Genomic DNA, 18,024 nt, shown 5'->3' with positions numbered 1-18,024 from the left:
GACGAAACGATGGTGACTGTCTGGTTCGGCCTGGTGGTCCTCTGCTGGGTGCTGTTCTTCGTCCTCGAGGGCTTCGACTTCGGCGTCGGCATGCTCGGCCCGGTCGCCGGCCGCGACGACCACGAGCGCGGCGCGATCGTCCGCACCGTCGGCCCGTTCTGGGACGGCAACGAGGTCTGGCTGGTCGCCGCGATCGGCGTGACGTTCGCGGCCTTCCCCGACTGGTACGCGGCCCTGCTCTCCGGCCTGTACCTGCCGATGGTCGCGCTGCTGCTGCTGCTCGCGGTCCGCGGCGTCGCGCTGGAGTTCCGCGGCAAGGGCGACGGCGAACGCTGGCGGCGGCGCTGCGACGCGGCCCTCGCCGCCAGCTCGGCCGGGATCGTGCTGCTCTGGGGCGCGGTGCTCGGCGTACTCACCCACGGACTCGCGCTCGGCGCCGACGGCCAGGTCACCGGCGCCGGCCTGCACCGCAGCACCGCGCCGCTGCTCAGCGTTCCCGCGCTCGCCGGTGCCGCTGCGGCCCTGTTCGCGACGCTGCTGATCGGCGCGATGTTCCTCGCCCTGCGCACCACCGGCCCGGTACGCGAGCGCGCGCGGCGCCTGAGCGTCGCCCTGTCCACCGGCGGGGCGCTGGCCCTCGGCGCGGCCGGCCTCGGCACCGGGTCGCGGCCGGCCCTCGCGGCGGCGGTGCTCTGCGCGGGCCTCGCGATGCTCGCCCGCAGCGGCGCGGAGGTCCCGGCCTTCGGCGGCGCCGCCCTGGGCATCGCGGGCGCGGTGGTCGCCGTGTTCACCGCGCACGGCGACGTGGTGCTGCGCAGCACGCTCGATCCGGCGTGGTCGCTGACCATGACCGGCGCCGCGGCGACCGACTCGGCCCTGCGGCTGCTCAGCGTCGCCGGCGTGATCGTGCTACCGGGCGTGCTGGTCTACCAGGCGTACTCGTACTGGGTGTTCCGGCGCCGGGTCGCCAGCGAGCGGGTGCCGTCTTGAGCCGGGGGCCGATCGACCCGCGGCTGCTGCGGCACGCGCGCTCCGGCCGTACCGGAATCGGGGTCCTGGCCCTGCTCGGCGCCGGGCAGGCGGCGGCGACGCTCGCCGTCGCCGTCGCCCTGGCCCGCATCGTCACCGGCCGCGACGCGCTCGCGCTGCTCGCCGGTGCGTTCGCGCTGCGGGCGGCGCTGACCTGGGCCGAGCAGGTCGTCGCGCGGCGCACCGCCGCCGCGGTGACCGACGAGCTGCGGCGCTCGGCCCTCGCCGCCGCCCTGCGCCGGGGCCCCGCCTGGGTGGCCGGCTACGGCGCCGGACGGCTCTCCGCGGTGCTCTCCGGCGGCCTGGACTCGCTGCGGCCGTGGTTCTCCGGCTACCTGCCGGCGCTCGTGCTGGGCGTGGCGCTGCCGCCGCTGGTCATCGTGGCGATGGCCGTCGCGGACCCGGCGTCGGCGCTGGTCGCGCTGGTGACGCTCCCGCTGATCCCGGTGCTGGGCGCGCTGATCGGCTGGGCCACCCAGCGCAAGGCGCAGGCGGCCTGGGAGTCCGACGCCCGGCTGGCAGGGCACTTCCTCGACGTCGTACACGGGCTGCCGACCCTGCGGGTCTTCGGGCGCGCCGAGCGCCAGACCGCGGTGGTCCGCGAGATGACCGGCCGGCACCGCCGCGCGACGGTACGGGTCCTGCGGGTGGCGTTCCTGTCCTCGACCGCGCTGGACCTGGTGGCGACGCTGTCGGTCGGCCTGATAGCGGTCGAGGCCGGCCTGCGGGTGGCCGCGGGGTCGATGCCGCTCGGCCCGGCGCTGCTGGTGATCCTGCTGGCGCCGGAGGTCTACCGGCCGCTGCGCGAGATGGCGGCGCGCTACCACGCCAGCGCCGACGCCTCGGCGGTGATCTCCGACGTGGACGAGATCCTGGCCGACGAGGCCGGCTTCGTGCCCGCGGACGCGGTCATCGCCGACGGCCGGTTCGGGTCCGGCGGCCCGCGGCCCGCGGTCCTCGCGTCCCGGCTGCGGGTGCGCTACCCCGGCGCCACCGCCGACGCGCTCGCCCTGGACTCCCTCGCCGTGCGCGAGGGCGAGCTGGTCGCGCTCCGCGGCGCCTCCGGCGCGGGCAAGACGACCGCGCTGCGGGTGCTGGCCGGCCTCCAGCCCGCTCTCGGCGGCCGGATCGAGCTCTCCGGTCCCGGCCTGCTGTACCTGCCGCAGCGACCCGCACTGCCGCACGCCCGCGCGGTCGCCGACGTGTTCCCCGGCGCCGGCGAGGAGGAGATCCGGGCGGAGCTGCGCGGCGTCGGGCTGGAGATCCCGCCCGGCACGGTCCTCGGCGAGCACGGCGGCGGGGTGTCGGCCGGGCAGCGCCAGCGAATCGCCCTGGCCGCGGTGCTGCGCGCGGCCCGCCGCCGACCGGCCGTGCTGCTGCTGGACGAGCCGACCGCGCACCTGGACGCGGCCGCCGAGGACCTCGTCATCGCCCGGCTGCGGGCGGCCGCGGCCGCCGGGTGCGCGGTCCTGGTCGTCGCGCACCGGCCGGCGCTGCTGGCCGCCGCCGACCGCGTCATCGACGTCCCGCCGCCCGCGCCGGTGCCGGCGGATCCACCGCACCCTCCGCCGGCGCCCACCGCCGGGCCGTCACCGCGGGCACCGGCGGACGGCTTCCTGCCACCGTGGTTCGCCCGACGGGTCTCGCGGCCCGGTACCGCCGTCGGGCTCGGCGCCGCGTCCTGGCTCGCCGGCACGGTCCTGACCGGCGCCGCCGCCTGGCTGCTGGTGCGCGCCGCCGGCCTGCCGCCGGTGCTGACCCTCTCGGCCGCCGTCGTGCTGGTGCGGGGCAGCGCCGTCGCCCGGCCGCTGCTGCGCTACCTGGAGCGGCTGGTCTCCCACGACGTGGCCTTCGCGCGGCTCGGCGAGTGGCGCGCCCGGGTCTTCGCCAACCTCGTGCCCCGGACGCCCGGACCGCGGCTCCACCGCCGCGGCGACCTGCTCACCCGGGTCGCCGACGACGTCGACGCCCGCGTCGACGGCCTGCTGCGCGGGATTCTGCCGGCCCTGGCAGCCGCGGCGACCCTGGCCGTCGGCGCGGCGACGGCCGCGCTGATGCTGCCCGCCGCCGCGGCGCCGCTCGCCGCCGGGCTTCTGGTCAGCGCCGTGCTCGCCCCGGCCCTCGCCGCCCGGCACGCCACCCGGATCGAGGCGGCCACCGGGCGGGCCCGGGCCGAGCTGCGCGACGCCGTCGTCGAGACCGTCGACGGCATCGAGGAGCTGGCCGGCCGCGACCGCGGCGACGCCCTGGCCGTGCCGGACCGCCGGAGCCGGCGCCTCGCCCGCCTCGAGGCGCGCGCGGCCCGCTCGGCCGGCGCCGCCGCGGCCCTGAGCCACCTCGGCTGGGGCCTCGCGGTCGCCGGGACCGCCGTCGTGGCCGCCCGCGGCGGCCTGTCGCACGAGTGGGCGACCGTCCTGCTGCTCGCCGTCGTCGCGCTCGGCGAACCCGTCGCGGCGCTGCCCGGCGCGGCCGTGGCGCGGCGGCGGGCGGCCGGCGCCCGGACCCGGCTGGCCGAGATCGCCGCCCGGCGGCCGGCCGCGGCACCACGGGCCGCCGGGCCTGGCGGCGACGTGACGCTCCGGGGGCTGGTCGCGGGCTGGGACCCGGACCGGGAACCGGCGCTGCGCGACGTCGACCTCGACCTGCCCGCCGGATCGCGGATCGCCGTCCTCGGGCCCTCCGGCGGCGGGAAGTCGACCCTGGCGGCGGTGCTCGCCGGGCTGCTCGACCCGTGGGCCGGGACGGTCACCGGCGTCGGCCGGGCCGTGCTCGTCGGCGACGGGACCGACCACGTCTTCGCCTCGACCGTGCGGGAGAACCTGCGGCTGGCCCGGCCCGGCGCCACCGACGATGAGCTGCGCGCTGCCCTGGCCCGGGTCCGGCTCGACGACTGGCTGGCGCGGCAGCCGGACGGGCTCGGCACCTGGCTCGGCACCGGCGGCGGCACGATCTCCGGCGGTCAGCGGCGCCGGCTCGCCACCGCCCGGGCCCTGCTCGCCCGGCCCGACCTGCTGATCCTCGACGAGCCGACCGAGGGCATCGACGAGGCCGGCGCCGCGGCGCTGATGGACGACCTGCTCGCGGCGTCGGCCGGGCACACGGTGCTGCTGCTCACCCACCGCACCGAGGGCCTTGACCGGGTCGACGCGAGCTTCGAGCTGCGCGACGGCCGGCTCGCCGAGGCCGTCGCCGCCCGGTGATCGCCCTCAGCTCCGGAACGCGGCGCCCTTGCGCTCGCGGTTCTCGCCCTGCGGCTGGGCCAGGCAGTGGATCAGGCGCGGGCCGGCGCCACCGACCTGGATCGGCCAGGCCTCGGACACCCACTCGGCGGTGGCGGACCGGTCCCGGCTGCGCGACGTCATGAGCGCGGGCAAGCAGGCGGCGGCGACGGCGCTGTTCTGGATCAGCTCGTCCTCGCGGGTGCGGGCCGCGGACGCGGGCAGCGGGATCGCCGCGAAGGTCTCCCAGACGTGGGTCTGCGCGCAGTCCGTGGGCCAGGGCGGTGCCGCCTTGCCGCTGCTCGCGGTGAGGCCGCCCCAGCAGAGCGGCTCGACGGGGCAGAGCACGGGGCCGCACGGTGCGAAGCCCGGCGTCTCGGCCGCGGTGCTGGCACGCGGGCCGGAGGCGTCGGCCGGGCCGGGGTTCGGCGCGGCCTTGCCGAAGATCTGCCAGACGGTGACGCCGCCGACCACGACGGTCACCAGCAGGAGGGCGACAACCACCAGGCGACGGGCCGGCCGCCGGCCCGGGGCCGCCGCCGGGCGGTCCACCGCAGGTTGGCCCACCGCCGGGCGGTCCACCGCCGGCGCAACCACCGCGGAACCGGACGCGGACGCCCCGAACCCGCCCGCCCCGGAACCTGGCGTCGCATATCCGGCCGCTCCGGAACCAGGCGTCGCATAGCCAGGCGCCCCAGAACCAGGCGTCGCGTAGCCAGGCGCCCCAGAACCGGGCGTCGCATATCCGGCCGCTCCGGAACCAGGCGTCGCGTAGCCGCGCGCCCCGGAGCCGGGCGCCCCGGAGCTGGGCGTCGCGTAGCCAGGTGCCACGGAGCCGGGCGCTGCGGCGGCGGGTGGCCAGGGCTGGTGGGCCGGTGGCGGGGTTCGGCTCCACGACTGCGGTTGCGGTGGCGGTGACCATCCGGCCGGCGGGGAGGGTTGACCGGCGGGTCCGTGCAGCGCGGCGCGCGCCGCGGCCGCGAACTCCGCCGCGGAACCCCAGCGATCGGCCGGCTCGATCGCCAGCGCCCGCTCGATCACCTGCGCCACCGGCCGCGGCACGTCCCCGCCCAGCGGCGGCGGCCCGGCCTGCAACCGCTGCAACGCCACCGCGTACGGGTTCTCCCCGCTGAACGGCCGCTGCCCGGCGAGGCACTCGTACGCGGCGAGCCCGAGTGAGTACACGTCGCTGAGCCCCGTCGCCGGCCGCCCGAGCACCTGCTCCGGCGACAGGTAGGTCGGCGTGCCGAGAATCGCGCCGGAGACGGTGAGATGCGTGCCGTCCTGGGTCCGCGAGATCCCGAAGTCCGTGATCAGCAGCGAGCCGTCCCGCCGCACCAGCAGGTTGGCCGGCTTGATGTCGCGGTGCACGATCCCCCGGTCGTGCACCGCCTGTAGCCCGTCGGCGGCCTGCGCGACGAGCCGCATGGTGTCCGCGGCACCGAGCCGGCCGGCGCGGCCGAGCGCCTGCGACAGCGACTCGCCGTCGATGAACTCCATCACCAGGAACGTGATGCCGTCGCTGCGCCCGAAGTCGTGGATGGAGGCGACCGCGGCGTGGTTCACGCTCGCCATCGACTTCGCCTCGACCAGGAACCGCCGGGCGAAGTCGGGCTGGTCGGCGACCTCGGGCAGCATGGCCTTGACGGCGACCACCCGGCCGAGCACCTCGTCGAAGGCCCGCCACACCTCGCCCATGCCCCCGGCGCCGATCCGGGCGTCGAGGCGGTATCGACCGCCGAGCTTCAGCCCCGAGTGCAGCACTGCCTCACCGTCCGTGCCCGGACCGCCCCACGCGGCCGACCGTCGGGCATCATGTCACGCGCGCGACCCCGGCCGTCCGGGCGCCGCCGCGCCTCCCGCGGTGCGGCCGCGGCCGCTAAAACGGATCTTCCTCGTCGTCGCGCAACTTCGCCGCCCAGCAGAGCGCGCCGCCCCCGGCGTTGGCGAGGACCGCCATCCCGAGGAAGACCCGCCGCTCGGCGCGCCGGTCCGTCAGATACCGCTGCTCGGAGACCGGGACGACCTCGCCGTTCTTGAGCCTGACCGCATAGCCGGTGCCGGTCCTCGCCGGCGTGCCGGACGGCATGCTCACCATGCCGGCCAGAAACAGCCCGGCCCCGGCGAGTGCCACGGCGGCCGCTCCGACCCGGATCGGGCGTGACAGCCGCCTTACCAGGCCGAGCAGCCGCAGGTAGTCCGGCTGATCGGGCCGCTTACCCTCGAAGACGGCGAAGCCTCCGCCGACGAGTGCCGGCAGCGCGGCGAGCAGGACCAGGAGCAGCAGGCCGAACGGCGCCCGGGGCCCCTCGGGCACCGAGGAGTCGAATACGAAGGGCAGGCAGGCGAGCAGCCCGAGGACGGCCCAGCCGGCGGCGTACGGCATTCCGGCAGCTTAGGACCGCAGCTCCACACCCGACAGATCCGCGCGTCAGGCGAATCTGGTCGCGATCCAGTCGGCGACCAGGGTGGTCGACGCGAAGACCGCGCCGTCGTGGGTCTCGCCCTCCAGGGGTACGAACCTGACGGGCTGGCTGTAGGCGCGGAGCTGGTCGAGCAACGGGCCGGCGGTGATCTCGTACGGCACGGCCGCGTCCGCGGTCCCCTGGACGATGAGAATGGGAGCGCTCGGGGCCGATTGCGCCGGGTTGTCATATTGCGCGAGTTTCCTGACAACGGGCGGGGGCAGCGCGCCGCCGTTCAGCAGTTGCCGGGCCGTCAACGGCGCGTAGGCGGCGAGGATTTCGTTGAGGCAACCGGTCCGCAGTACCGGGACCCTTTGCTGGGCCGGCTGGGCCAGGACGGTGGATGGATTGAAGCCGGGTTCCACCGCGTTCAGGCCATAAAGGGCCATCACCAGATAACCCTGTCCGGGCGTTCCGGGAATAACCGGGGCGAGCAGGTCCACGTTGGACACGGGCGCGATGGCGGCCACCCCGCGCAGCTCGAGCACTCCGTCGTAGGCGGGCGCGAGCTGGCCGGCGAACAGCGCACCCTGTCCGCCCTGCGAGTGGCCGTCGACGGCGTACTGGGTGGTCAGCGTGCTGTCGAGATTGCGGGCCGCCTTCACGCTGTCGATCATCGCGCGGGCGGTGGTGCCGCCGATCAGGTACGGGTGCGCCGCGGGCGTGCCGAGGCCGGGGTAGTCCGCGGCCGCGACCGTCCAGCCGCGTTTGAGCAGCTCAGCGACGGCCGCGCGGGCCTCGGGCCAGAACACGTCCTGGTGGTCCGAGGGCGCGCACTGGTCCGCGAGCCCCGTGGTGCCGTGCCCCCACGCCACCGTCCGCAGCGCCTTACGTCTCGGCGTGATCACCAGGCCGGTGACCGTGACGGCCGCGCCGGTGAGGTCGGTGGAGACGTACTCGATGCGCCTGGCGGTGCCGTGCGGCGCGAGCTCGGGCGGCAGGGTGGCCACTGTGGACGAGAGCACGGTGCCGGGCACGGGCGCGGCCGCGGCCGGACGGGCGCCGACGAGGACGCCGAATATACTCAGCAGAACGGCCAGGAATACTGCCGATGATCGGTGGACATACTGCCTAACGATCGTTTTCTGCGGAATCGCACTCATGTATTCCACTCCTTCTGATGCGGCGCGAAAAACCTCGCGTGAGTCGATCCCGGATTGCGTCCTACAGGCAACCCGCTAACCCAGGTGGAATACGCACATGCTGTGCGAAGGAACCGACAATCGCCCGTTCGAATTACTTGCGCACCAGGCGTCCGCAGAGGTCGTCGAGCACCGCGACCAGCCGGTCGTCGGAGACCGGCGGCGGCAGCGGCCGTTCCGCGAGCAGCCGGGCCGTCGCCGCCGCGTGCCCCGCCACGGCGGCCGCCAGCCCTCGCACGTCCCAGAGCGCGACCACCCGCCCCGCCCGCTCCTCGGAGCGCAGGTAGTCGACCTGGTGGTCGTTGACCATCTCGCCGCGGGCGCGCTCGCGGGCGACCACGATCGGCACCGCGCCGAGCCGCTGCACGAGCCGGACGGTGCTGCCGGCGTGGGTGATGACGACGTCGGCGGCGGCGAGCCGCTCCTGCAACTCGTCAAGGGCCAGGTACGGCGCGTGCGGGCACGGCGGCCGCACCGTCGAGGCGCCGGTCTGCGCGAACACCTCGTGCACCGCGCAGAGCGGCGCGAGGGCACCGATGAGCCGGTCGAAGGGCCACCGCCCCATCCCGACGGTGACCAGGATCCGGGCCATCAGTAGAGCTCGCCGATCAACACCGCGCGCGGCCGCGTCTTGAGCAGCGCCGGCCGCTGCACCAGCACGGCGGCCGCGAGCCGGGTGCAGATCCGCGCGGCGACGCCGGCCCGGCCGGTCATGTTCAGGGTCTCCAGCCACAGGCTGGGCACGCGCAGCAGCCGGGCGGCGAGGAAGAACCCGACCGCGACACCCGTGCCGGCGGAGACAATGACGTCCGGCCGCTCGGCGCGCAGCAGGCGCAGCGCACGCCAGGTCGCCGGGACCAGCCGCAGCCGGGTGGAGGCGAACACCTCGGGGCGCCAGTGCACGCGCCGGCCCGCGAGGGCGATCTCGGTGTCCGGTGCGCGGACCGCCACCCACACCACGTCATGGCCCGACCACCAGGGGCGCAGGGCGAGCAGATCCAACAGCACGCCCCCGCTGCTGGAGACCATGAGCACTCGATAGCGCCTGCTCATAACGCGTCACGCTAGCGCACCGCAGGTGCGACGCCATCCATTGTGGAGAGCCTGTTATCCGACAAACGCCGCCCGGGCCACCCCGGCCAGGCAGGCCGCCGTGCCCGTGAAGACGATCCCCCGGATGCCCAGCGCCGCCGCGGCGTCGACGTTGGCCGGGCGGTCGTCGACGAAGACGACGTCGCCGGGCGCGGCGCCGAGGGCCTCCAGCGCCGCCGCGAAGATGGCCGGGTCCGGCTTGACCAGGGCGAGGTCCGCGCTGAACAGCAGGTGCGCGAACGGCTTGAGGTCGGCGTGCCGGCCGAGCGCGCGGGCCAGTTCCCGGGGCGCGTTGGACAACAGCGACACCGGCGTGCCCGCCTCGTGCACGGCGTCGAGCAGGCGCAGCATCCCCGGGTCGAGGTGCAGCCAGCTCGCCACGTCCAACTCGACGAGCCGGCGCAGCCGCTCGCCGCCGGGCGCCGCACCGATGACCGCGGTCCAGTACGCGAGTGCGGTGCCGCCGGCGTCGTACGCCGGCCGGTGCGCCCAGTAACGCCGGGAGAACTCGCCCACCGGCAGCCCGGCCAGGGCGGCGAGGGCGGCGACCTCGCCGGCGGGCTGAGCGAGGCTGACGACCTCACCGAAGTCGATAAGCAGGTGCGTCCCGCCGACACGGGGAAACCCCATGGACGATTACTCCTCATGGTCGAGCGATAACGCATTGTGACATCAACGCTTACCCCGACCACGATCGGAACGCACCCTGTCCCCCGTGAGAAGTCAGCCGAGCTTCTTGTAGAAGAAGCTGCAGTCCTTGAGCGCGCCCTCCGGGCCCGCCGCGTAGTCCGGGACGATGCCGTAGCGCACCCAGCCCGCGCTCTCGTAGAGGCGCTCCGCGGCGCTGGCGGTCTCCGTGTCGAGCAGCAGCAGGGTGGCGCCCGACTCGGCGGCCGCCCGCTCCGCGGCCGCCAGCAGCCGCCGGCCCAGGCCGCGGCCGCGCGCGCCGCGATGGACCGCGAGTTTCAGGACCTCGGCGCGGTGCCGGGCGTTGGGCTTTTCCGCGTACGCGAGGCTGATCGTGCCGCAGGGGCCCGCCGGGCCGGCGGCGAGCCAGACGAGCAGGGTGCCGTCGGCGACGGCCGCGGCCCGGGACCGCCACCAGGCGACGGCGGCCGCGTGGTCGAAGCCGGCGAGGAAGCCGACCGAGGCGCCGCCGGCCACCGAGTCGACCAGCAGGTCGGCGAGCTCGGGCACGGCGGCCTCGAAGGCCTCAGCGGTGAGCCGGGTGATGGTCACGGCAGCGCCACGAAGATCGCGTAGCGGACCGGGCCGGTGCCGGGGTTGCGCAGGCGGGTGGAGCCCAGCAGGCGCAGTCGCAGGCAGTCGCCCGCGTCCAGGGTGTGCGGGGTGCCGTCGTCGGTGAACTCCAGGCGGCCGTCGAGGACCCAGACGTGCTGCTCCATGCCGGCCACCGGCGGCGCGTCGTAGGCGATGTCGGCGCCCGGCTCCAGCACGCCCTCGATCAGCTCGCCGCGCAGGCCGGCGTGCGGCGGGGAGACCGAGCGGCGGGTGAACCCGGACGCCTCGTCGCGCCAGACCCGCTGGTCGGCGGCGCGGACGAGGGCCGGTGGCTCGGCGCCGGCCTCCACCTCGGCCAGCAGGCGCGACATCGTCCACCCGTACGCGGCGCAGAGCCGTCCGAGCAGGGACGCCGTCGGGCTGATCTCGGCGCGTTCGAGGCGCGACAGCGTCGAGCGGCTCACGCCGGTGCGCCCGGCCAGGTCGTCCAGGGACCAGCCGCGGGCAACCCGCAGCTCGGCGACCCGGGCGGCCAGCCGCGAGTCCAGGGTGTCTCTCATAAACGAGACGATATCCCATATTTGGCCGAACGGTCGTCGCAGAGTATGAAATCGAATGAGTGCAATCGTATTCACACCCGAGTAGCGTGCCTGTTTACCCGGAGGTCCGAGGACCGTCCGGGTTCCCCTCAGGTAAGAGGAGGCATGCGATGAGTACCCGTTCCCGGCGGGCCGCCGCCATAGCCACCGCGACCTTGCTGCTGTTCGCCGGGGCGTGCAGCTCCGGCGATGACGAGGCGGCCGAGGAACCCGTGGTTCCCGCCACGACGTCCTGCGCCGGCACCGGCGACCTCACCATGTGGGAGCGCTCGGGCGGCAACAAGCAGATGGTGGACCTGCTGGTCGAGGCGTGGAACACGAAGAACCCCACCTGCAAGATCAACCTCACCTACATCCCGCACACCGAGATGGTCGGAAAGATCGCCCAGGGCATCGCGTCCGGCGAGGTGCCCGACCTGATGGGCATGGACCTCATCTACGCGCCGCAGTTCGAGAAGGCGCAGCAGCTCGTCGACCTCACGGACCGGACCCGCGACTGGCCGGAGCTCAAGACCGCGAGCAAGGGCCACATGACCGTGGCGACCTGGGAGGACCGACTCTACGGCGTGCCGCTCTACGCCGACGTCTCGGCCCTGTTCTACAACCAGGACCTCTTCAAGCGTGCCGGGCTCGACCCGGCCAAGCCGCCGGTCAGCCTCGCCGAGATGCGGGCGTACGCCGACAAGATCACCGCGCTCGGCGGCGACGTCAAGGGCTACTACCTGCCCGGCAACTGCGCCGGCTGCAACATCTTCACCGTCGGGCCGCTGATGTGGGCCTCCGGGGCGAAGATCGAGGCCACCGGCCCGGGCGACGAGCCGCTCACCGGCGACGGCGTCAAGCAGGTCCTCCAGTTCACCAGGGACATGGTGAAGGCCGGCAACGTGCACGAGGGCGACCGGGCCGAGAACGGCGAGACGTTCCACCTCCAGTTCGGCTCCGGCAAGGTCGGCATGATGGGCACCGGCAACTTCAACATCACCCTGGCACGCCAGCAGAACCCCAAGATGAAGTTCGGGATCGCCCTGCTGCCGGGTGCGGCGCCGAACTCGTCCGCCTCGTTCATCGGCGGGGACCTCGTCGTGGTGCCCAAGGGCAGCAAGCGGGTCGCCGACGCGGTGAACTTCATGAAGTTCCTGCTCTCCGACGAGGTGCAGGTCGAGGTCTACGCCAAGGCGCTCAACCTCACCACCCGCGAGGACATGGTGAAGAACAAGTACTTCGAGGCGGAACCGCTCGTGCAGGACGTGGCACAGGCACTCACCGTCGGGCGCACGCCGTACACGACGACGTTCTTCGAGCAGATCAACTCTCCGCAGGGGCCCTGGCTGCAGATGCTGCAACGGGCGTACTACACCGACGACAACCTCGACACCGTCATCGCCGACGCCAAGAAGTCGATGAAGGACATCGCGAGTCAGGGCTAGGACCCATCGCCGGTCCACGGGAGGAGGTTCGGCGTGTACCGCGGCTGGAGACGCAGGTGGCTCGGCCTGCTGTACCTGAGCCCGGCGCTGCTGTTCGTGCTCGCCTTCACGGTGCTGCCGCTGGCGCAGATGGGCTGGATGTCGCTGCACAACTGGTCACTGATCAGCCCGCCGACCTGGGTCGGCCTGGACAACTACACCCGAGCGTTCCACGACCGGCAGTTCTGGGTCTCGTTCCGGTTCACCCTCGAATACACGCTGCTCATCACGCCGATCCTCATCATCGGCGGCTACCTGCTCGCGCTGCTCACCTCCGGCGACACCATGATGCGCCGCTTCACCCGGACGGTGCTGTTCACCCCGGTCGTCATCGGGCTCGGCGTGTCGAGCCTGCTCTGGTACTGGCTGTTCAGCACCGACTTCGGGCCGATCAACGCGCTTCTGCGGGACGCCGGCGTCATCGGCGAGCCGGTCGTCTGGCTCGGCGTCGACGCCGACCGCTCGCTGATCGCGATCACCGCGTCGGTGGTCTGGAAGGTCATCGGCTTCGGCATGGTGCTGTTCATCGGCGCCATCCAGGCGATACCGACCGAGATCACCGAGGCGAGCGTCGTCGACGGCGCCGGGTTCCGGCAACGGGTGACCCGCATCATCCTGCCGCTGACGCTGCGCACCGTGCTGCTGGTGACGCTGCTCAGCGTGGTCGGCTCGCTGCTCGCGTTCGACCAGTTCTACATCATGACCGCGGGCCAGCCGCAGAACCAGACGTCGACCTCGGTGTTCTTCGTGTACCTGAACTCGTTCCCGTACCTCAAGCTCGGCTACGGCGCGGCGTTGTCGATGGTGCTGGCGCTGACGATCCTGGCCTTCACCGTGCTGCAACTCCTGCTCGCCCGCCGGAGCCACTCATGAGACGGCGGGGCTATCTGGTCGGTGCGGTGTGTGTCGCGCTGTGCACGGTCATGCTCATGCCGCTGCTCGCCTCCGTGCTCGCCTCGGTGAAGCCGACCGAGGAGGCCGCCGCGACGCCGCCGACCTACCTGCCGCACGCGCTGAGCCTGGACAGCTACGAACGGCTGTGGAACTACCAGCAGGGGCTGCCGACGTACCTGTTCAACAGCTTCGGCACGGCGGTGCTGACGATCGTCTTCACCCTGGCGCTGACCGTGCCGGCCGCGTACGCGCTGGCCCGGTTCCGGGTGCCGGCCAAGGAACTCGTCTTCGTCGTCCTGCTGCTCGCCCTGATCGTGCCCTACCAGGCCCTGCTGACCCCGATGTTCCTGACGTTCGCCAAGGTGGGCCTCACCAACTCGCTCGTGGGCCTGGCCATCGTGCACACCGCCATCCAGCTGCCGTTCAGCGTCTACGTGCTGCGCAACAGCTTCGCCGCGGTGCCGCGCGAGCTCGAGGAGGCGGCCGTCATGGACGGCGCCAACTCGCACCAGGCGCTGCGCAGGGTCTTCCTGCCCGCCGCGTTCCCGGCCGTCGTGACGGTCGCGTTGTTCGCCTTCATCATGTCGTGGAACGAGTTCCTCGGCGCCCTGGTGATGATGAGCAAGGGCTCGAAGTTCACCCTTCCGCTCGTCCTCGCGGCCGCCCGCACCGAGACCAGCCTCGGCGGCACCGACTGGGGCATGTTGCAGGCCGGCATCACGATCTCGATCGTTCCGTGCGTGGCCGTCTACCTCCTCCTACAGCGTTACTACGTCTCGGGCCTGATGAGCGGAGCAGTGAAATGAGCCTGGAAGAGGTCACCGGCGCCCGCTGTGTGCAGCCGTCGGCGGCGGCGAAGTCCGCGCTGCGGCCGATCTCGGCGACGCGGGTGGACGTCCTCGGCGGATTCTGGGGCGAGCGGCTGCGGGCCAACCGCGAGCGCACCATCCCGCACGGCTTCGCCCAGCTCGGCCGGGCCGGGACCCTGGACAACCTGCGGCTCGCCGCCGGCGCCGCGGGCACGTACCGGGCCGACGCCGACTCCGGCGGCGCCCTGCTGCCGTTCCTCGACTCGGACGTCTACAAGTGGCTCGAGGCGGTCGGCTGGGAGCTGGGCCGCGGCGACGACCCCGGCCTGCGGGCATCGGCGGACGAGGCGATCGGGGTCCTGGCCCGGGCACAGCGCCCGGACGGCTACCTCAACAGCTTCGTCGCGGCCACCCGGGGCGGCGAGCCCTACACCGACCTGCCGTGGGGGCACGAGTTCTACTGCGCCGGGCACCTCGCGCAGGCCGCCGTGGCGTGGCACCGGGCGCTCGGCGACGACCGTCTCCTGAGGATCGCGGTCGGTGTGGTCGACCACATCGACCGCGAGTTCGGCGCCGGCGGCCGCGACGGGATCGACGGGCACCCCTGCGTCGAGATGGCCCTCGCAGAGCTCGCCCGGACCACCGGCGAGGGGCGCTACCTCGCGCTGGCCGCCCGGATGCTCGACCTGCGCGGACACGGCTCACTCGGCGACGGACGGTTCGGCCCGGCCTACTGGCAGGACCACGAGCCGGTCCGGTACGCCGCGGAGGTCGCCGGGCACAGCGTGCGCCAGCTCTACCTCGACTGCGGCGCCGTCGACGTCGCGGTCGAGCTCGGCGACGAGGAGCTGCTCTCCGCGGTGCGGCGCCGCTGGCAGGACATGGTGCGCACGCGCCGCTACCTCACCGGCGGCCTGGGCAGCCGGCACCGCGACGAGGCGTTCGGCGACCCGTACGAGCTGCCGCCCGACCGCGCGTACACGGAGACCTGCGCGGCCATCGCGAGCGTCATGCTGTCCTGGCGCCTGCTGCTGGCGACCGGCGAGCCCCGCTACGCCGACGCCATCGAGCGGGCCGTCTACAACGGCGTGCTGTCCGGGCTGTCCCGCTCGGGCACCGAGTTCTTCTACGTCAACCCGTTGCAGCGGCGCACGCACCGCACCTTCGAGTCCGACGGGCACGGCCGGCGCATGCCGTGGCAGTCCTGCGCCTGCTGCCCGCCCAACCTGATGCGGCTGCTCAGCTCGTGGCCGCAGTACCTGGCCACCGCCGACGACACCGGCGTCCAGCTGCACCAGTACGCGCCGGCGGTCATCCGCACGCCCGTCGGCGGCGGCGAGGCGGAGCTCGAGGTCCGCACCGGGTACCCCTGGGACGGCCGCGTCGAGGTCCGCGTCGCGCGCACGCCCGGGCACCCGTGGACGCTGTCGTTGCGGGTACCGCACTGGTCCGGCGCGGCGACCCTCTCGGTCGCCGGCGACGCGCCGGCACCGGTGCCGGCCGGCGTCGCCGAGCGCACGCGCGCCTGGCGGCCCGGCGACGAGGTGGTCCTGGTCCTGGACACACCCGTACGCCGGACCGAGCCGGACCCGCGCGTCGACGCCGTACGCGGATGCGTCGCCTTCGAACGCGGCCCGCTGGTGTACTGCGTCGAGTCGGCCGACCTGCCGGACGGCGCCGTCCTGGAGGACCTGCGCTGCGACCCCGCCCGCGAGCCGCTCACCTCGCCCCGCTCCGACCTCGGCGACGGCGTGATCGGGGTGGAGGTGCCGGTCGCCGGCGGCGGCACGGTGCCCGCGGTCCCCTACCACGCCTGGGCCAACCGCGGCCCCGGCGGCATGCGGGTCTGGGTGCCGCGCTGAGGTCCCGCGGCCCGGGCTCAGCGCCGCCGGGCGGGCGGCGCGGTCGAGTCCCGGACGACGAGCTCGGGCGCGAAGATCTCGATGCCCGGCTCGGGCACGGCCTCGGGGTCGCGGGCCAGCCGGACCGCCAGGTTGATCGCGTAGGAGACGATCCTGGCGGTCGGCATCCGCGACGTCGTCAGCGCGGGCACGGTGTGCCCGGAGAGCTGGATGTCGTCGAAGCCGACGACCGACAGCCATTCCGGGACCGTGGCGCCGAGGCTGTGCGCCGCGTGCAGCACCCCGACGGCGATCAGGTCCGTCGAGGTCGCCACCGCGGTCGGTGGGTCGGGCAGGGCCAGCAGCCGGCGCACGGCCGCGTCGCCGCCGGCGAGGGTGTTGGGGCAGCGCTCCAGGTATCCGTCCGGCACGCCACCGAACCGCTCGCGCATGAACTCCGCGTACGCGGTCTCGCGCACCCGGAAGCCGCCGGGCAGCTCCGCGTCGACGAACGCGATGCGGCGGTGGCCCAGCGACGCGAGGTGGTCGAGGCCGGCCCGGATGCCGGCGCGGTCGTCGGTGTCCGCGGTCGGGAACTCGAGCGGGCTGGTGCCCTGCCAGAGCGCCACCACCGGCACCCGCGAGATGCGCAGGTCGTCCAGCAGCTGCGGATGGATCCGCACGTCACCGAGCAGCACGATGGCGTCGGTGTGGCGCGTCTCGAGGACCGACGTCAGCGGGATCGCCTCGTCGAGCCGGGGATGCACGTGGCCGAGGACGACGTTGTAGCCGTGCGCCATCGACTCGGTGACCAGGGCCTCGATCGCCTCGGCGAAGAACGGGTCGCTGAAGTCGCGCACCACCGCGCCGATCAGGTTCGTCGACGCGCCCCGCAGACCGCGGGCGAGCGGGTTGGGGCGGTAGGCGAGCCGGCGCGACGCCTCGATGACCCGCTCCCGGGTCTCCGGCGCGATCGGCACCCGCGTCTCGACGCCGCTGAGCACGCGCGAGACCGTGCTCTGCGACACCTCGGCCGCGGCGGCGATGTCCCGCATGGTCGCCGCCTTGCGGCCGGGTTTCGCCGGGGCGGCGTCCTCGGGCGGGCCGTCGGCGGCCGGGACGGCCGGTGTCTCGGGCTTCGGCCGGCGCCGCCGGGACTGCGACATGCCCTGAACACTACTACGACGGTTGCGGTCATACGTATGCATGCAAGGCCGCGATGCGGTCATGGCGCGATGGGCTGGAACGGCGCCATCAGGTCCGCACCCTTCTGGACGACGCCGTAGGTCGCCTCCGGCACGGGCTGCCAGGCGCCGACGAGCTCACCCAGCGGCTCCGAGACGACGATGCGGGTCTCCGCCGAGATGTGCCGCAGCGCCTCGACCTCCGGATGCAGCTGCCGCAGCGCGGTCATGTCGGTGCTGAAGAACAGCGACCGGCTCTCGCCCTCGCTGGAGTAGCGGAAGGCCCAGAACTTCTCGCCGTCGGTGGTGCCGACGCTCATCTGGATCGGATACTCCACGCCGTACCGCCGGCCGGTCGCCTCCACGAATCCCACCATCCGCTGCACGGCCTCGACCGGGTTCTCCCGCAGGCCGAAGGTCAGCGCGAGGTAGAACATCACCTCGGAGTCGGTGGAGCCGGCGATGCTGGTGTACAGCGCCGGGTCCACCGCGAGCACCAGGTCCCGCTTGACCTTCGGGAACTCGCGGATCGCGCCGTTGTGCACCCACATCCACCGCCCGTGGCGGAACGGATGCGAGTTGGTGTGCTGCACCGGCGTGCCGGTGCTCGCCCTGATGTGCGCCAGGAACAGCGGCGAGGAGATGTGCCCGGCGAGCTCGCGCAGGTTCGGGTCGCCCCACGCCGGACCGACCCCGCGGAACAGGGCCGCGTCGAGGGTGCGGTCGACGCCGTACCAGCCGACGCCGAAGCCGTCGCCGTTCGTCGGCTCCACGCCGAGGCGCGAGTGCAGGCTCTGGTTGATCAGCGAGTACTGCGGCTTGTAGAGCAGCTCCTCCAGCAGGATCGGCGATCCCGAGTACGCCAGCCAGCGACACATGGCTCTCTCCGTTCGGAAGACGGACCAAACCCACGCATCGTCGCCCAACCCGGCGCGGAAGGCCTCACCCCATGCGGATGGCGCCCGTGTCCCGGTCGGCGGCCGGACGTCACCCGTTGCGGAGGATCACGCGCCGGATCGCCGCGCCTAACGTCGATGCGAGGT

The 18,024-nt window shown here is 73.9% G+C and carries 16 protein-coding genes and 1 pseudogene; 6 read left to right on the top strand and 11 right to left on the bottom strand.

Annotation, left to right across the window (positions count from 1 at the left end; all coding sequences use genetic code 11):
• Positions 1 to 9 precede the first annotated feature (9 nt).
• On the top strand, positions 10 to 990 hold the full coding sequence (gene cydB, locus BJ971_RS17845; RefSeq protein ID WP_184994391.1) for a cytochrome d ubiquinol oxidase subunit II: 981 nt from the start codon (positions 10 to 12) through the stop codon (positions 988 to 990).
• Positions 987 to 4,229, top strand: coding sequence for a thiol reductant ABC exporter subunit CydC (gene cydC, locus BJ971_RS17840; protein ID WP_184994390.1), 3,243 nt, complete (start codon positions 987 to 989; stop codon positions 4,227 to 4,229). Before cydB ends, cydC begins: the two co-directional genes overlap by 4 nt.
• On the opposite strand, the gene BJ971_RS42530 is transcribed toward cydC, so the two are convergent.
• From BJ971_RS42530 to BJ971_RS17800, 9 genes and pseudogenes are all read right to left on the bottom strand, one after another.
• Positions 4,141 to 5,169 (bottom strand): pentapeptide repeat-containing protein, encoded by a 1,029-nt coding sequence (locus BJ971_RS42530; protein ID WP_369076806.1) that lies wholly within the window; start codon positions 5,167 to 5,169, stop codon positions 4,141 to 4,143. The genes cydC and BJ971_RS42530 overlap by 89 nt on opposite strands.
• Positions 5,170 to 5,255: 86 nt before the next feature.
• Positions 5,256 to 6,011, bottom strand: a pseudogene (locus tag BJ971_RS42525) (serine/threonine-protein kinase); the annotation flags it as partial.
• Positions 6,012 to 6,126: 115 nt separating this feature from the next.
• The gene (locus BJ971_RS17830; protein WP_184994389.1) at positions 6,127 to 6,633 is read right to left on the bottom strand and encodes a hypothetical protein; all 507 of its coding nucleotides are present in this window, start codon (positions 6,631 to 6,633) and stop codon (positions 6,127 to 6,129) included.
• 45 nt (positions 6,634 to 6,678) lie between these two features.
• Positions 6,679 to 7,815, bottom strand: coding sequence for a lipase family protein (locus tag BJ971_RS17825; RefSeq protein ID WP_184994388.1), 1,137 nt, complete (start codon positions 7,813 to 7,815; stop codon positions 6,679 to 6,681).
• A gap of 133 nt (positions 7,816 to 7,948) precedes the next feature.
• The gene (locus tag BJ971_RS17820; protein WP_184994387.1) at positions 7,949 to 8,446 is read right to left on the bottom strand and encodes a hypothetical protein; all 498 of its coding nucleotides are present in this window, start codon (positions 8,444 to 8,446) and stop codon (positions 7,949 to 7,951) included.
• The gene (locus BJ971_RS17815; protein WP_184994386.1) at positions 8,446 to 8,907 is read right to left on the bottom strand and encodes a glycosyltransferase; all 462 of its coding nucleotides are present in this window, start codon (positions 8,905 to 8,907) and stop codon (positions 8,446 to 8,448) included. The genes BJ971_RS17820 and BJ971_RS17815 overlap by 1 nt, the downstream gene beginning before the upstream one ends.
• Positions 8,908 to 8,961: 54 nt before the next feature.
• Complete coding sequence (locus BJ971_RS17810) at positions 8,962 to 9,576, bottom strand: HAD-IA family hydrolase (protein WP_184994385.1); 615 nt, start codon at positions 9,574 to 9,576, stop codon at positions 8,962 to 8,964.
• A 93-nt stretch (positions 9,577 to 9,669) separates the two neighbouring features.
• Entirely contained in the window at positions 9,670 to 10,185 is a 516-nt protein-coding gene (locus tag BJ971_RS17805; protein ID WP_184994384.1) for a GNAT family N-acetyltransferase, read from the bottom strand.
• Positions 10,182 to 10,748 carry a helix-turn-helix domain-containing protein gene (locus tag BJ971_RS17800; protein ID WP_184994383.1) on the bottom strand — a complete coding sequence of 189 codons (567 nt, stop codon included), beginning with the start codon at positions 10,746 to 10,748 and terminating at the stop codon, positions 10,182 to 10,184. The genes BJ971_RS17805 and BJ971_RS17800 overlap by 4 nt, the downstream gene beginning before the upstream one ends.
• A gap of 149 nt (positions 10,749 to 10,897) precedes the next feature.
• Between BJ971_RS17800 and BJ971_RS17795 the strand changes: the two genes are divergently transcribed.
• Genes BJ971_RS17795 through BJ971_RS17780 form a run of 4 tightly spaced genes read left to right on the top strand, consistent with a single transcriptional unit; the run spans position 10,898 to position 15,818 of the window.
• On the top strand, positions 10,898 to 12,214 hold the full coding sequence (locus tag BJ971_RS17795) for an ABC transporter substrate-binding protein (RefSeq protein WP_184994382.1): 1,317 nt from the start codon (positions 10,898 to 10,900) through the stop codon (positions 12,212 to 12,214).
• Between the two features lie 33 nt (positions 12,215 to 12,247).
• Positions 12,248 to 13,126, top strand: a complete 879-nt coding sequence (locus BJ971_RS17790; protein WP_184994381.1) for a carbohydrate ABC transporter permease — start codon at positions 12,248 to 12,250, stop codon at positions 13,124 to 13,126.
• Positions 13,123 to 13,953 (top strand): carbohydrate ABC transporter permease, encoded by an 831-nt coding sequence (locus BJ971_RS17785; protein ID WP_184994380.1) that lies wholly within the window; start codon positions 13,123 to 13,125, stop codon positions 13,951 to 13,953. The genes BJ971_RS17790 and BJ971_RS17785 overlap by 4 nt, the downstream gene beginning before the upstream one ends.
• On the top strand, positions 13,950 to 15,818 hold the full coding sequence (locus BJ971_RS17780; protein WP_184994379.1) for a glycoside hydrolase family 127 protein: 1,869 nt from the start codon (positions 13,950 to 13,952) through the stop codon (positions 15,816 to 15,818). The genes BJ971_RS17785 and BJ971_RS17780 overlap by 4 nt, the downstream gene beginning before the upstream one ends.
• A 17-nt stretch (positions 15,819 to 15,835) precedes the next feature.
• Here the strand turns inward: BJ971_RS17780 and BJ971_RS17775 are convergent, their stop codons facing one another.
• Both BJ971_RS17775 and BJ971_RS17770 read right to left on the bottom strand, forming a co-directional pair.
• Positions 15,836 to 16,963: a LacI family DNA-binding transcriptional regulator gene (locus BJ971_RS17775; RefSeq protein WP_184994378.1), complete on the bottom strand. Its 1,128-nt coding sequence runs from the start codon at positions 16,961 to 16,963 to the stop codon at positions 15,836 to 15,838.
• A gap of 59 nt (positions 16,964 to 17,022) precedes the next feature.
• The gene (locus BJ971_RS17770) at positions 17,023 to 17,859 is read right to left on the bottom strand and encodes a class II glutamine amidotransferase (RefSeq protein WP_184994377.1); all 837 of its coding nucleotides are present in this window, start codon (positions 17,857 to 17,859) and stop codon (positions 17,023 to 17,025) included.
• Positions 17,860 to 18,024: the final 165 nt, after the last annotated feature.

The organism is Amorphoplanes digitatis (assembly GCF_014205335.1).
GTDB lineage: Bacteria > Actinomycetota > Actinomycetes > Mycobacteriales > Micromonosporaceae > Actinoplanes > Actinoplanes digitatus.
This window is presented reverse-complemented; position numbering and strand designations above follow the sequence as displayed.

Coding starts and splice junctions, on each gene's coding strand:
- cydB (WP_184994391.1), top strand. CDS start 10: ATGGTGACTGTCTGGTTCGGCCTGGTGGTCCTCTGCTGGGTGCTGTTC.
- BJ971_RS42530 (WP_369076806.1), bottom strand. CDS start 5,169: ATGGTCACCGCCACCGCAACCGCAGTCGTGGAGCCGAACCCCGCCACC.
- BJ971_RS17830 (WP_184994389.1), bottom strand. CDS start 6,633: ATGCCGTACGCCGCCGGCTGGGCCGTCCTCGGGCTGCTCGCCTGCCTG.
- BJ971_RS17825 (WP_184994388.1), bottom strand. CDS start 7,815: ATGAGTGCGATTCCGCAGAAAACGATCGTTAGGCAGTATGTCCACCGA.
- BJ971_RS17820 (WP_184994387.1), bottom strand. CDS start 8,446: ATGGCCCGGATCCTGGTCACCGTCGGGATGGGGCGGTGGCCCTTCGAC.
- BJ971_RS17815 (WP_184994386.1), bottom strand. CDS start 8,907: ATGAGCAGGCGCTATCGAGTGCTCATGGTCTCCAGCAGCGGGGGCGTG.
- BJ971_RS17810 (WP_184994385.1), bottom strand. CDS start 9,576: ATGGGGTTTCCCCGTGTCGGCGGGACGCACCTGCTTATCGACTTCGGT.
- BJ971_RS17800 (WP_184994383.1), bottom strand. CDS start 10,748: ATGAGAGACACCCTGGACTCGCGGCTGGCCGCCCGGGTCGCCGAGCTG.
- BJ971_RS17795 (WP_184994382.1), top strand. CDS start 10,898: ATGAGTACCCGTTCCCGGCGGGCCGCCGCCATAGCCACCGCGACCTTG.
- BJ971_RS17785 (WP_184994380.1), top strand. CDS start 13,123: ATGAGACGGCGGGGCTATCTGGTCGGTGCGGTGTGTGTCGCGCTGTGC.
- BJ971_RS17780 (WP_184994379.1), top strand. CDS start 13,950: ATGAGCCTGGAAGAGGTCACCGGCGCCCGCTGTGTGCAGCCGTCGGCG.
- BJ971_RS17775 (WP_184994378.1), bottom strand. CDS start 16,963: ATGTCGCAGTCCCGGCGGCGCCGGCCGAAGCCCGAGACACCGGCCGTC.
- BJ971_RS17770 (WP_184994377.1), bottom strand. CDS start 17,859: ATGTGTCGCTGGCTGGCGTACTCGGGATCGCCGATCCTGCTGGAGGAG.